The organism is Streptomyces sp. NPDC001194, assembly GCF_042896985.1.
Classification (GTDB): domain Bacteria; phylum Actinomycetota; class Actinomycetes; order Streptomycetales; family Streptomycetaceae; genus Streptomyces.
The window spans coordinates 291,113-303,754 of the sequence record NZ_JBIAXU010000004.1 but is presented as its reverse complement, the minus strand read 5'-3'; the positions used below and the strand labels follow the sequence as shown (position 1 = coordinate 303,754).

17 protein-coding genes are annotated in these 12,642 nt (G+C 67.6%); 2 read left to right on the top strand and 15 right to left on the bottom strand.

The features are described 5' to 3' along the window. Positions 1-27: 27 nt before the first annotated feature. From ACFY1T_RS12745 to ACFY1T_RS12690, 12 genes are all read right to left on the bottom strand, one after another. Positions 28-795, bottom strand: coding sequence for a hypothetical protein (locus ACFY1T_RS12745; protein WP_390788139.1), 768 nt, complete (start codon positions 793-795; stop codon positions 28-30). Between the two features lie 52 nt (positions 796-847). Further along, entirely contained in the window at positions 848-1,288 is a 441-nt protein-coding gene (locus tag ACFY1T_RS12740) for a hypothetical protein (RefSeq protein ID WP_390788138.1), read from the bottom strand. After that, complete coding sequence (locus ACFY1T_RS12735) at positions 1,285-1,566, bottom strand: hypothetical protein (protein WP_390788137.1); 282 nt, start codon at positions 1,564-1,566, stop codon at positions 1,285-1,287. The genes ACFY1T_RS12740 and ACFY1T_RS12735 overlap by 4 nt, the downstream gene beginning before the upstream one ends. 9 nt (positions 1,567-1,575) lie before the next feature. Next, positions 1,576-1,917, bottom strand: a complete 342-nt coding sequence (locus ACFY1T_RS12730) for a hypothetical protein (RefSeq protein ID WP_390788136.1) — start codon at positions 1,915-1,917, stop codon at positions 1,576-1,578. Further along, positions 1,914-2,456, bottom strand: coding sequence for a mobile element protein (locus tag ACFY1T_RS12725; protein ID WP_390788135.1), 543 nt, complete (start codon positions 2,454-2,456; stop codon positions 1,914-1,916). The genes ACFY1T_RS12730 and ACFY1T_RS12725 overlap by 4 nt, the downstream gene beginning before the upstream one ends. Then, entirely contained in the window at positions 2,446-2,793 is a 348-nt protein-coding gene (locus tag ACFY1T_RS12720; protein ID WP_390788134.1) for a hypothetical protein, read from the bottom strand. Before ACFY1T_RS12720 ends, ACFY1T_RS12725 begins: the two co-directional genes overlap by 11 nt. Next, positions 2,790-3,002: a hypothetical protein gene (locus ACFY1T_RS12715; RefSeq protein WP_390788133.1), complete on the bottom strand. Its 213-nt coding sequence runs from the start codon at positions 3,000-3,002 to the stop codon at positions 2,790-2,792. The genes ACFY1T_RS12720 and ACFY1T_RS12715 overlap by 4 nt, the downstream gene beginning before the upstream one ends. A gap of 20 nt (positions 3,003-3,022) precedes the next feature. Further along, complete coding sequence (locus ACFY1T_RS12710; RefSeq protein WP_390788132.1) at positions 3,023-3,502, bottom strand: HNH endonuclease; 480 nt, start codon at positions 3,500-3,502, stop codon at positions 3,023-3,025. 211 nt (positions 3,503-3,713) lie between these two features. Continuing rightward, positions 3,714-5,042, bottom strand: coding sequence for a phage major capsid protein (locus ACFY1T_RS12705; RefSeq protein WP_390788131.1), 1,329 nt, complete (start codon positions 5,040-5,042; stop codon positions 3,714-3,716). A 6-nt stretch (positions 5,043-5,048) separates the two neighbouring features. Beyond that, the gene (locus ACFY1T_RS12700; RefSeq protein WP_390788130.1) at positions 5,049-5,930 is read right to left on the bottom strand and encodes an HK97 family phage prohead protease; all 882 of its coding nucleotides are present in this window, start codon (positions 5,928-5,930) and stop codon (positions 5,049-5,051) included. A 1-nt stretch (position 5,931) separates the two neighbouring features. Continuing rightward, complete coding sequence (locus ACFY1T_RS12695; protein WP_390788129.1) at positions 5,932-7,797, bottom strand: phage portal protein; 1,866 nt, start codon at positions 7,795-7,797, stop codon at positions 5,932-5,934. Between the two features lie 68 nt (positions 7,798-7,865). Continuing rightward, positions 7,866-8,087 (bottom strand): hypothetical protein, encoded by a 222-nt coding sequence (locus ACFY1T_RS12690; protein ID WP_390788128.1) that lies wholly within the window; start codon positions 8,085-8,087, stop codon positions 7,866-7,868. A 114-nt stretch (positions 8,088-8,201) separates the two neighbouring features. Between ACFY1T_RS12690 and ACFY1T_RS12685 the strand changes: the two genes are divergently transcribed. Together ACFY1T_RS12685 and ACFY1T_RS12680 are read left to right on the top strand one after the other, a co-directional pair. Further along, positions 8,202-8,774 carry a hypothetical protein gene (locus ACFY1T_RS12685; protein WP_390788127.1) on the top strand — a complete coding sequence of 191 codons (573 nt, stop codon included), beginning with the start codon at positions 8,202-8,204 and terminating at the stop codon, positions 8,772-8,774. Further along, positions 8,771-9,307, top strand: coding sequence for a hypothetical protein (locus ACFY1T_RS12680; protein ID WP_390788126.1), 537 nt, complete (start codon positions 8,771-8,773; stop codon positions 9,305-9,307). Before ACFY1T_RS12685 ends, ACFY1T_RS12680 begins: the two co-directional genes overlap by 4 nt. Before the next feature lie 106 nt (positions 9,308-9,413). On the opposite strand, the gene ACFY1T_RS12675 is transcribed toward ACFY1T_RS12680, so the two are convergent. The 3 genes from ACFY1T_RS12675 to ACFY1T_RS12665 all read right to left on the bottom strand — a co-directional run bounded on the left by ACFY1T_RS12675 (position 9,414) and on the right by ACFY1T_RS12665 (position 12,396). After that, entirely contained in the window at positions 9,414-9,620 is a 207-nt protein-coding gene (locus tag ACFY1T_RS12675; RefSeq protein WP_390788125.1) for an HNH endonuclease, read from the bottom strand. A gap of 618 nt (positions 9,621-10,238) precedes the next feature. After that, the gene (locus ACFY1T_RS12670) at positions 10,239-11,969 is read right to left on the bottom strand and encodes a terminase large subunit (RefSeq protein WP_390788124.1); all 1,731 of its coding nucleotides are present in this window, start codon (positions 11,967-11,969) and stop codon (positions 10,239-10,241) included. Beyond that, on the bottom strand, positions 11,923-12,396 hold the full coding sequence (locus ACFY1T_RS12665) for a phage terminase small subunit P27 family (protein ID WP_390788123.1): 474 nt from the start codon (positions 12,394-12,396) through the stop codon (positions 11,923-11,925). The genes ACFY1T_RS12670 and ACFY1T_RS12665 overlap by 47 nt, the downstream gene beginning before the upstream one ends. Positions 12,397-12,642 lie beyond the last annotated feature (246 nt).

Sequence of the window (12,642 nt, the reverse complement as noted above, 5' to 3'; positions counted from 1 at the left end):
CGCGACAGAACTTCCGCGCCCCGGCGATCAGCTGACCGTCACCGCGCAGGTGTCGGAGAATCCGCCGTAGGAGGCGGTGATGGTTGCGGAGCCGGTGGCGACTGCGGTCACGTAGCCGTAGGCGACGGTCGCCTTGGTCAGGTTGGACGACACCCACGACGCGGACGCGGTGACGTCGGCGGTCGACAGGTCGTCGTAGGTGGCCGTGGCGGTGAGTGCGCCGATCCCCGCGACGGCCAGGGTCTTGGTTGCGGGCGCGACGTCCAGGGCCGTCATCGTCGGCGTGCCCTGCCGGTCGAAGAGGACACCACCGCCGGTGGGGTAGATCGTCGCGACGAACGTCATCGACTCGAGGTCGGTTTCGTTCTCGCCGTGGTCGCCGTCAAGCGAGATCTCGGCGTAGTTCGCGGAGATCAGGCGGCGAACCTTGCTGCCCTCGCGGGTCTCGAACGCGACGAGGACCTTGGCCGGCCGCGGCACGACGATCTGCGAGGACGTCGACCCGGGCCACAGCAGGGAGAACGTGGTGTCGTTGTCCTCAAGTGCCGTGAACGACTTGGTCAGCTTGAAGTGGTTGCGGCTCGTGCGGACGAGGATGCCGCCCCACGCGAACTTGTCGTCCGTGTCCTCGTCCCGGGACTCCGGGAAGCCGTCGTCTCCATCGAGGAGACCGACCAGCTCCCAGTCCACACCGAACGGGGTACCGGCGTTGGCGGGCAGGGTCGCGGAGAGATTGGTTGAGATGTAGACGTCCGCGTCCGTCCACAGATTTGCCTTCAGCGGGTCGCCGGCCACGGCGTCCTCCTTCATTGGGTAAGGGGTTGTCGTCGCAGTTCGGCGGACGAGATCAGGCGCTGAGCACCTGGGGCTTGACGTTGGCGAGCACGGTGAACGTGGACAGGTCGATGCCAGAGGCGGCTCGCTCGGCGCCTTCGTCGACCGCTGCGATCGGGCCGGTCCCGGGACGGGCGCCGCGGATGACCGGCCCTGAGTGCACCAAGAGCAGGGCCTGGCAGAGCATCGCCAGGTCGTGGGCCTGGTCTGCGTCCTCGTGCCAGACGGTGACCCGCAGGGTGCAGCGGGCGTTCGCCATCGACGAGTGCGGGAAGTCGGCGTCCTTGCGGACCATGACATAGGGCAGGCGCGGCATCTCGGGCGAGCGGTCTCCGGGAACCCGGGTGCCGACGGTGACACCGTCCACGAACCCCTCCAGCCTCCCGGCCAGTGCCGCCCGTAGCACAGACGCGCCCGCTGCCTGGACGTCACCGAAGACGACGAGCGGCTTCATCGCTCCACGGCCTTGACCTCGAGGCCAGCCTGCGCGGCCGCGCGGGTGAGGATCCCATCGCGCGCCTGCCAGGCCATGCCGCGAACGTCGGCCACGACAACCGTTGCCGCGCCGCGGTCAGTCGTGTACTTGCGGACCTCAATGGGGACGCCGTCACGGACGAGTGGCTTCACATTGTCGGCGACCTGCTGCGCGTACCCGTCGACCAGTTCCCGGACTGCCTGGCCCCTGAGGACTTCGCGGACGCCGGCCGCATCCAGCTCGAACTTCTCCAGCACGGTCGCCTCCTATCCGGTGGACCGCTTCATCTCGAACTCGACGTGGTGGATCGCGTTGACGAAGAGCTCGGGCCAACGCGCGACTTCGCCGTCGACCTCGAGGGTCAGGCCGTCCCACTCAATGCGGTCGTCCGCGCGGATGTCGGGGTTGGTGCCCTCGGCGGACTGGACGTGCCAGCCGGTGATCTTCGACGAGCGGGTCTCGTCGTGCGTCTCCTGCTGGATGCTGGGCTGGATGTTGACCTGCTCGACGGTCAGGCGGGTGGCGGTCGCCCAGTCGGCGACCGTGTTCCCACCGCGGTCCGTGCGCGTACCCGCGCGCACCCGCACGAGCGTCTGGTTGAACATCATGTGTCGCTGCCCGTCTGGACCTGATGGCGCTCGACGGCCGCCGACCACTGGCTGGTGACGCCCGTCTCCCAGGTGACGGACTGCCCGCCGACGGCCTTGGACTTCAAGCCCGGTTCGGCCCGGTACGAGGCGCGCGCCTGCTCGATGACCGCATCCGAGATGTCGGAGGGGATCTCCGCCCAGCCGTGGCTGTAGGTCACCTGAACGCAGCGGAGCTTGTCCGGCCAGACCTGGCAGCCGAGGCGGCGCAGGACGCCCGCCTCGGACCAGTCGTAGTCCGTCCCCGCGGTGAGCTCTTCGCCCTCGAGTACGACCTTCTCGACGGCGGTCGTGGGCCAGACCGGGAGCAGAAGCGACTGCCGGCCGTTGCCGTCGAGGGTTATCGCCTCGTCCTCGACCAGATCGACCTCATGGCCGACCGCCCCCCGGAACCGCTGCGACGCGGACCGGAGAACCTCCAGTAGCAGCGGGTCGCTAGCGGAGACCCGCAGGTAGAGCGCCAGCCTCGCCGGATCGGCCAGCGGCGTGTCAGTCGCCACCACCCGCACCGCCCTTGCCGCGAGGCGCACGCGCCTTGTTGGCCGACGTGTCGCGCGACTTGTTCGGCTCCGAGGCGGCCGCCTTGGCGGAGCTGCCGGATTCAACGAGATCCTCATCGGTCAGGCCGTGACGCTCCGCGTCCTCCGTGCTCAGCTTCAGCACGGACTCGCTACCGCCGGGGGACGTGTATCGATACTTCCTGAGCGGCCCGCTCATTGCGGCCACCTCCTCAATGCTCTGGCCGAAGGGCGTGACGGTCGAGGGCGGGCCGCACGCCGCATGTTCGGCGCCGCACGGGCACCGCCCTCTGGCCGTCTGCCGGATGAACAGGGTCACAAAGCAAGGAGACCGGCTGTGCGGAGCTTTGCCAGCAGGTCATTGTGTGCGGTGCGGAGCACGCCGAGGTCGACGACGACCTTGTCGAACTCTGCCTTCGTGGGATTCGCACCGGCCGCCGCGGCGGTAGTCATCGCGGCGGCGTTGGCAGAGGCGGCAGCCTGCTTGCCTTCGCGGGCCGCGCCCGCTCCCGGGTTCAGATATGCCATATCCTGGGCCTCCTGTAGGTCTAAGGAAGCGGCCAGCGGTCCAGCTTCCTGGTGTTGCAGCTGGTGCAGATAGGGCGAAGGTTCGCCAGCATGTGTGGCCCGCCCTTGGCGAGCGGCTTCACGTGGTCGATCGCCTGGTACGGAACACGGCAGACCCAGCAGGCATGGCCCCAGTAGGCGACCTTGGCTGCCACGTCAGCACTGGTGAATGCGTAGAGGGCCACGCCCTTCTTGATCGCCGCGTTTCGGCGCCGCCAGATTTCGCGGCGCCGCTCAGGGTCGAGCTGATGCCGCCGACGCGCGGAGGCGTGGACGATCTCCCTGCGCCGCTCCGGGTTGGCCGTCGCCCAGATACGAGATCGGCTTTTGGCGGCTTCCGGGTTGCCCCGGTACGCATCCTGCGCTCGGGCTTTGTAGGTCTCGGCGTTGGCCGCGTAGTGATCCCGCATGGCCGCGTTTCGCTTTTCGCGATTCCTTGCATGCGATTCGGCGTCTGCCACTCGCTTGCATGCTCGGCAATACGGGTGAAGTCCGTCACGCCAGCGCTTCCCGGGCGGGTAGTCGCTTGTGGGTTTCGTTGCGCGACATCGCGCGCACGTCTTACCTTTGGTCACGGTCGGGCTCCTGGTTGAGTCAGGTTGTCCGGCTGGCCCCGGCGCAGTGTTAGAGCACTGCGTCGGGGCGTTTTGTTGTAGCCAGCCTACTGACGCATCAGGCGGTCAGGTCGACTTCAACAAAGGCGGAGGGCTGGATGATGCCAAAGGCGGCACGCATTTCCGCCAGGATGGCGATGAGGTTGCGCGTGAAGTAGTCCGCGTGACTGTCCGTCATGGTGATGGAAGACTGTTCGCGGTCCCAGAGAACGGCCTTCTTGAAGTCGCCGATGTACGCGGTGCCGGCCGGGGTGGACTCCGACTCCACGACCCGCACGCCCCACAGCTCTGTCGCCGAGCCCGGTCCGCTCGGACCGCCGAAGTAGTAGCGGCCCTCGTTGTCCTGCAGGAGGTCGACGGTCTCCAGGTCGGCCGGGTTGATCAGGAGGGTGTTGGCGTTGGAACGGCCGACGTCGCGGACCTTCCGCTTCGCCTTGCGGATGGTGACCAGAGCGTTGGTGTCCCAGGCCTGCGCCTGCACGCCGGAGACGTTGCCGAGGCCCTCGAAGTTCTCGCCGGTGCCGTCGCCCTGAACCATCTGGTCTTCGAGCTCCTCCTCCAGTCCGTAGCGGAGGAATGCATCGATGATGCTGCGGATCTGGGACGCGTCCGAGAGCGCGCGACGCGTGATCGGCATCCAGTGCGCGATGGTGCGCACGGGGGTGGTGACACGGACGGCGGCCAGCGCCGACTCCGGCTTGTAGCCGCCACCTGCGTTGGGAACGAGGGCGCCCGCTCCGCCGGGGGCGGTCGGCGCGGCGGAGCTGGTCGCTTCCGCGACAGGTGCCGCGTTGTTCGTGGTCGACGTCATGCGAACGTACTCGACCGTGTCCGACGTAGTCGTCAGGACGGTGACCTGATCACGCAGGCGCAGCGGGCGCTGGAACGTGTTGAGGCCGAGCTGCAGGCCGAGGAAATCGTTCTGCACGAACGCGCCAGCACTGGTGTCCGATGCGCCCGTGACGAGGGACTTGAAGGCGACCGGCCGCGACTGAACGCGGGAGTCCTTAGAGAACACCCCGTTCGGAACCGATTCGATCAGGCTCTTGTACTCGCCCGATGCGACGAACTGCGCGCCGAGACTCTCGTGGGGTCCGGGCACGATGATGCCGCTTCCGGACTTCCGGCCACCCCTGGGGTCGGATGAAGCATCCGGGGCGATAGCACTCCCGAGGTCGCTCAGGGTCTTCCGGAGCTCCTCGTCGCCCTTGAGTCGCAGAACCTCATCACGCGCCTCGGTGGCCTTGGCCATGTGCTCGCGCGCCTGGCTGTTCTCGTCAGCCGTGAGGTCTCGATCTCCGTCCGCCTTGGCGCGGTCGAGGATCGCAGTCGCCTCGGTCACGTGGTGCTTGATCTGCTGGTTCAGATCTTCAATCTTGCTGGGCATAGGTCCTCATCTCGGTAGCGAAGCCTGGAGCTTGAGCAGCTCAAGGCGAGTGCGCATCCCGAGCGAGGCGGTTCCGGCCTTGGCGGCATCCTCGGGGGATGCTTCGCGGAGGTCCGGCGTGGCCTGCTGCTCGGCGCTGCTCGGGTTTTTGTCCGGGGACTCCTGGGCGGGCGGGATTTCCTCGGACTTCGCGGAGGGCTCAAGGCCGTCGGCGGCCCCAGGATCCGGCTGGCCGGACTCGCTGGACGTGTCGCTGGCCGCAGCCTTCTCGGGCTGGGCCGATCCGAGTACCTCGCCGATCGCCTCGTAGGCGGCCGCGAGAGCCTCGAAGTTCTTCTGTGACAGGACGCGTCCCGCCTTCGCCCCGCGCGCCAGGCCGGTGGCCTTCGCAGCGAGGAGTTCAGTCTCCTGGTTCGCGCCGACTAGGCACGGCCCGACCTCGTGGAGCTTGAGGCGCCGCAGCTCGTAGTAGCCGCCGTACTTGTGATTCTCGTCCTCAACCCAGGCGCCTTCGTTGACATCGTAGGCAAAGCTGAACTGAGTAACGCGACGAGACTTGAGCAGCCGGTAGACCTGGGCTGCGGTCGGGTTCGTGTCGAGGTCGTCGATCTGGCCGGTGACCTCAAGGCCCTGCAGCGTCTCGACCGCCTTGACGACTACGCCGACGTGGGCGAACGGATCACCCCAGGCGTGGGACCAGATCACGGGGATCGGGTCGCCCTTCTCGCCCCACTCGGCCAGGGTCTCCGTGAACGCGCCGGGGCGGACGACGTCGCCGACGCTGTCCTCGTTGCCGAACACCGAGACGATCGCAACGAACTGCCCCTCGGCCAGCCCGTCGGCGACGCCCGCCGCCTTCACCCTGGCGGTGAAATCCTTGGTGCGCACGTCATCCCTCCTTCGCGTAGTCGAGAGTGCAGTTGCAGTTCACGAGCTCGTCGACCTTGCCCTGGCCGTCGCCGGGCCAGCGCAGGCCGTTGGAGAACACGTCGTCGAGGCTGACGGACTCGCCGTCCTGGGCCTTGTGGGAAGGCCGCGGATTGCGGCCGCCAGTGCGCCAGATCTTCTTGGTCAGCCCGGAGGCGGAAGCCGCATCGTGGCCGCCGAAGCTGCGCAGCTCCGTAGCCGCGGTCACGGCACGGACCGCGGCCGCCGACTCCCACGAACCGGCCGCGCCGATCAGGCGGTCGCGCCAGCCGTCAGCTCCACCTTCCTGTACGGCGGCCACGGCTTTCCGGCCGGCCTCCTCGTGCTGTACCGCGTGCGTGTGCGCGGCCGCGAGAATCCACGCCAGCATGACGTCTGCCGACCAGTCCTCGGCGCCCGGGTTCCAGACGTTCAGGACCTCCCAGGCGCCGACCTGCGCAAGGCGGTAGCCGTGGTCGGAGAGGAGTGCCTCCAGCTGGGCGATCCGATCCTTGGACCCGGCGGCCCACAGCGCCACCAGGTCGGGCAGGTCGTCGGCTTTCGCGCCCGCGGCCGCCAGCAGCTTGTCGGCCTCGCGCTTCGTCCACTTCTCCAGTGACGTCGCGAGCGCCTTGCCCTCGGTCGCCGCGGTACCCAGCTCAGACGGCCTGCCGCTCTTGACCAGCGCCAGGCCCCGCGCTTTTGGGAGCGCCGCCGGATCGGGCGCCGTGTCCCGCGGCGAGGCGAGCCCACCTTCGGTCACGTTCATCGGCGTGATCAGCGAGTCGCCGCCGTCGATGGCCGGCAGATTGTTCCGGGCGCGGGTCTCATTGACCGTCATCCACGGCCGGCCCGTCGCCGTCGAAGCGGCTACCGCCTGCTCCTCAAAGCTGCCGCGCAGCTTGGCGTCGATGTTGAACTCGCAGTACACGTCGTCGTTGTTACCGGGCAGGTCAGGCAGGATCTGCGCGACGATCTCCTGCTGCAGCATCACCATCCACGGACCGAGCGTGTCCTGGTACAGGTGTGCGTGCTGCTCCTTGATGTTCGAGTAGGTGGCGTGGTCGAGGATCCCGATCAGCGGAGGCGGGATGAAGTACGCCGCCGAGACCTCTTCACGGGTCAGCTTGCGGGCCTCGATGTACTGGGCCTGCTCCGGGTTGAAGCCGACCGGGATGTAGGTCATACCGTCCTCGAGGATCGGCGTGCCGCCCTCGGCGCCACCACCCTGCGAGAACGTTCGCCACATCTCACGGAAGCGGGTCTTCTCCTTGGCCCCCCAGTCAGGTGCGTCAGCTGGACGCTGCAGGACGCCCGTCAGACGGGCGCCGCCCTTCCACATCTGCGATCGCTGGCGGGCCGCCTCGGACGATTCGAGCAGCAGCTCGCGCAGCGACTCGATCGGCGAAGAGCCGACGGTCAGGTTGTCGGGCGAGTAGCCATGGATGTGGACCACTTCGTCCACGGCGAAGTCCCGGCCACCCGCCGTCTCGTAGTACTTCGGCGCGATCCAGTTCCCGCCGTGCGGGCGGATCAGAGAAGGCGGCACGGGAAGGATCCGCAGCTGGCCATCGAGCTTCAGCTTGATCCCGTACCAGTGGTCGTACACGCCGATGTCGGAGACCATCCGCTCAACGAACCGGTACGTCGTCATGCCCGGCATCGGGGACGCCAGGAGCTTGGCCAGCGGGTGGTCCGTCAGCCTCTCCCTGTCGGTGTCGCTCACCCGGCGGAAGGTGTGGATGCCCAGCTGCGCAATGTTCCGGGCGAGGAAGCCGATCACGGTACGGACCTGGGGCTGAGTGCGCCAGATCGTCTCGTACTCCCACGGCATAGCCGGGAGAGTCATCGCCGCATATCCGGGGGTGACGCCAGCGCCGGTGATCGCGAGCTGGCCGGAGGAGACCACGAACGCCATCAGCCACCGCCCGTCGCCAGAACCTGGATGAACTCGATCCGCGCGCGCTCGATGACAACCTCGCCGTCCATCGGCTGCGGGGCCCGGCCGGGCTCCAGGAGCTCGGTGTCACGGAGTACGAGCAGTGGCCCGCGCTTCGCCCACAGCACCCCGGAGAACGCCTTGTCGGCGAGGTTGACGACGACCCTCTTGCGCACTGCGGTACGGCGCCAGGCGAACATGCGGCCTCCTGTCCGGCCGCCGGAGGGGCCCAAAGTATTGCGGTCTTTGCGGGCTTATATGCCGGAATGACCGGTAGAATTAGGCCAGTTCACGCACGCTCATGGAGGTCTCCAGTGCGCTTTCGCGTAACACTCACCGGCACGCTGCCGCTGCTCATGCACAACGCCCAGCTGTCCGATCCCCTCAACCCCCACGCGCGCGCCATGAAGTCGGCCTCGGCGAAGCGAAAGAAGACGGACGCCGACCACGAGGACATGGCCCGACTGGAGTTCCTGGGCGGCCTGTACTACGACCCCGACGCCGGACCATTCGTCCCCGGCGACAACATCCAGCGCTGCCTCGTGGACGCTGCCAAGCTCACACGGTCAGGACGGCAGGTGACGCGAGGCGTGTTCATCTCCACCGACATCAACCCCGTCGCCTACCGAGGTCCACGCGATCCGGCCGAACTCTGGCTAGACGAGAACTTCCGGCACCGTAAGTCGGTCAAGGTCGGCATGTCCCGGGTCATGCGCACGCGCCCGATGTTCCAGCAGTGGGCCGTCGAAGCAGACGGCGAACTCGACGAGACCGAGCTGAACCTCGAAGAGCTACAGGAGATAGCCGACGCCGCCGGAACGCGGATCGGACTCGGCGACTGGCGCCCCCGGTTCGGGCGCTTCACCTCCAAGGTGGAGGCGCTGTGAACCACTTCGAACCGGTCGGCGAAACCGCCCGATGGCGCACCCTGTACGACATGCTCCAGGCCGCTGACGTCGACGGCATCCTGACCTACGAGGCGATGGCCGAAGCCCTCTGCCTGCACGCAGTGAACGACCGGCATGTCATTCAGATGGCCATGCGCCGGGCCGCCCGCGAACTGGAGATCGTCGACAAGCATGCCGTCACCTCTGTCCGCAACGTGGGCTACAGGGTCGTGCGTCCCGACGAGCACGTCGTTCTCGCGAGGGGCCAGCAGCGCCGGTCCACGCGCGCGCTCGCACGCGGTCATTCGAAGGTCGTCAACGTTGATCTGAATGGCCTCAGCCCCGAGGTGCGCCAGCTGACGGAGGCGACGATGCGCGCCTTCTCCATGCAGCTGGAGTTCAACCGCCGGACCGACGTTCGACAGCGGCGCCTCGAAGACGCCGTCGCCTCCATGGGGCAGCGAGCCGAGAGAACCGAGGACGAGATTGCCGAGCTGCGGACTCGCCTCGCCAGGCTGGAGCAGGCAGAATAGCTAGCTCAGGGTTTGGCCTGGCGAGTCCATGCGATGCATGGCCGGGCCTGGCGGGTCATGGCGATGCATGGGAGGGCGTCCACTTCGGTGGGCGCCCTCAGCCCATTCAGGAAACGGTCAAGAGCCTGTCGCGCTTGACGATGTTGCATCGCAGATGCGCCAGCTGGAGATTCACTGCCGCATCCGATCCGCCCTTCGCCCTCGGCAGTACGTGGTCAATGCTGACCGAGAAGGGGTCCGGGAACTTCAGCCCGAGGTCTATTGCCGTGTCGCAGAGTCGGCAGTCCGAACCGTCACGCTTGACGAGCTGCACGACGCTCGCGCCGTACCGCCTGCTCTTCGCACAAGGAGTGCACATGCGGGACGTGGAACGCTTGCGCCACCCCGCCTTGGTCCGCTCCGTCATGAGGTCGACGGGGTCGCTGCACAGGACGCAGGTGAAGGTGACAGGGATTCTCCCGTCGTGGAGCCGGAAGAACGCGTAGCAAGCGCGGGAGCAGAATCCCCGCTTGGGCTGATCCTTCGGGTTCCGCCGGGCGCACGCCTGGCAGAACTCAGTCTTAGGTGAGATCTTCCGCAGCGTTCGCGGCTCGCCCTTCTTCCACCACTGCGAGTAGTGGCTCTCGCACCAGCCGCGCTTCACGCCCCGGGAATGGCACCCCGCGATAGAGCATTCAGGCAAGCACGCGTCGGAGCAGTAGATCCGATCGCCCCGGCGTCGGGCTCCCGTCGCCTCGGAGCCGCACGTCCGGCAGTACTTGGGGGCAGTGCGTACATGCGCTGCACACCGCTTCGGCCAGGGACCCCGGTTCGACCTGCGCGCCACCGGCGCTTCGCAGTCGACGCAGCACGGAGTAGGGTTCTCCATGTCAACCTCTCATCTAGGTTGGCCAAGCCCCGGGAGTGTTAGCGCACTCGCCGGGGTCTCGCATTAGACCACCATGATCTCTTCGTCGTCCGCGTACCGGGACTTGCGACGAGGGGGCCTGGCGACTACTTCCGCCATGGCGGTTGCGAGCGCTGATACTCCATCAATTTTATCACCCGAATTCGCCTTGTCGGGCTTTACGTTGCCCGCCGGATCCATTGCCACGGACAAGTTATCGACACACCATCTGGTCACCGGATGGCCACCATGGCGAAGGGCGGGCCGCTCGGCCGTACCCTGCAGCGTTAGCCGCTGGATCTCCTTGAGGACCGGGCTCATGGTCGCGAAGCCCTGCCGTACCTTGACCATTGGCGCCCGCTCGCTGACCAAGTCGTTGGTCAGCTGGCTGGCGTTCCACGGGTCGTAGCCGATGGACTTGACTTTGAACAGGTCACGGTCCCGCCGGATCTGCTCCTTGATCCAGTCGTAGTCCGCGACGTTCCCCGGCGTCGCCACCAGGAAGCCCTCCCGAACCCAGCGCGACGCGGCACCCGCGGTCCGCTTGTCCAGCGCACGAAGGTTGTCCTCTGGCGTCCAAAACCTGAAGACCGCATCGAGGGTGCCAGTGCGGTCGTCGGGGAAGAGCCAGCACAGCGCGCAGAGGTCAGACGAGCTCGCGAGGTCCAGGCCGCCATACGCCTCCCGCCCCTCGAACCGCCGCTCGTCGACCATGGACGCGTTGCGGTCCCAGGCCTCCAACGTCAGGAACCGCGTCGTCTGCTTGGTGCGGATCCCGAGGTGCAGGCGCAGGAACTTCGCCAGGTCGGCCGGCGACTGCTGAGCCTCAGCCGACGCGCCCCGCAGGTACGCGGCGGAGGGGGACACCCCGTAGCCCGGGTTGGCCTTCCGCCATGTCGCCTCGGCGTGCGGGTCGTCGTCCTCGTCGGCACCCCAGACCACGCCGTAGGTGTCCAGGTCGTGCAGCGCGCCGCGGGCCAACTGTTCGACGTACTGCCGCTTGCGGTCGTAGATCGACTCCTGCTTGCCCTCGTCTGCCGTCGTGATGATGATGACCAGCGGCTGCCGGCGGGAACCGGTACCCGTCTCGATCGTCTCCACCAGGTCGGGCGACTTGTGGACGTGCAGCTCGTCAATGATCCCGCCGTGGACGTTCGCGCCGTGCAGCGCCTCTGCCACCGACGAGACGACGGTGAAGTAGCTGCCGGACGCCGGGTGCGTGATCTTCTTGGTGAACGCCTTGACGTTCCCCTTCAACGCTGGCGCCCGCTCCGCGATCGTCTTGATCGGGTCGAACGTGTAGCGGGCCTGCTTCTCGCTGGTCGCGGCCGCGTACACCTGGGCGCCCGGCTCCGAGTCCGCGGCCATCAGGTACACGGCAATGCCGCCCGAGAGCGTCGTCTTGCCATTGCGGCGGGGCACGTCCACGTACAGCTTGCGGACGATCCGCACGTATCCCTCGGCCTCGTCGTCCCAGCGGACCCAGCCGAACACCGGCGCCAGGATGTACGCCACCTGCCACGGGTCCGGATCCAGCGGCTTACCCGCCCACTTGCCCTGCGTATGCCGCAGCAGGTGGAACGACTTCAGAACCTTGTCGACCCGGTGGGGGTCGAAGACGGCGCCGGGGGCGTCGCCTGGTGAAGGGGTCTGCACCTTGGGCGGGCAGTCCGGCAGCGGAATTCCACGATCCTGCAGATACCAGGCGACCTCCGGGGAAATGCCCAGGTCAGCCGGATCCGGAGCTCGCGAACGGGTTCGCTTCGCCGTCGCCATCGTCGCCCCCGCTTCGCGCCAGGGCCTGCTCCGTGGACGGGGTCAGGCCGAAGTGGGCGGCCCAGGACCGCATCTCACGGCCGGCCGCGCGGGCGATCCCCACGGCAGGGTGGGCCAGCTTGCCCTGGCGCGCCTCGATGAACTGGCCTTCCTGCTGGACGGTCAGCGTCGCCTCGACGAAGGTGGCCCAGGCCTCGCAGTACGCCGCGAGCGCAGCCCGGTCGGACTCCTTGACGAGGTCGAGGCGGGACAGCTCAGGCAGAACACGGTCCCACTCGGCGGCCGCCTCGGGTGATAGCCAGTCGGGCGCCGCGGGCGGCAGGCGCTTGAAGTCGGGCCCCGAGTTGACCTTCCGGCCCCCCGAGTCTCGGCCGGCGGAACGTCCCTCGATCAGCTTGAGCCCAGCCGGCTTGGCGGTTCGGGGCATGGTCAACACCCCCAGGAACCAGTCACTTAGCGTTATCGCAGGTCAGGGGCTTGATCCCCCTATAGCCGTTCTGAGCGTGCGCCATCCCAGCTCACCGCGGCGCTGTCCAGGATGTCCGATTTGGTGATTTTGACTCCCCTACCCCCTCCCGGGGGCCTCTCCGGGGGTAAATCCCGGGTTCCGAGGGCCAAATTCGAGCTCTCAGAGGCCCGAAAATCGAAGATCCGAGCCCCATTTTCTCACCCA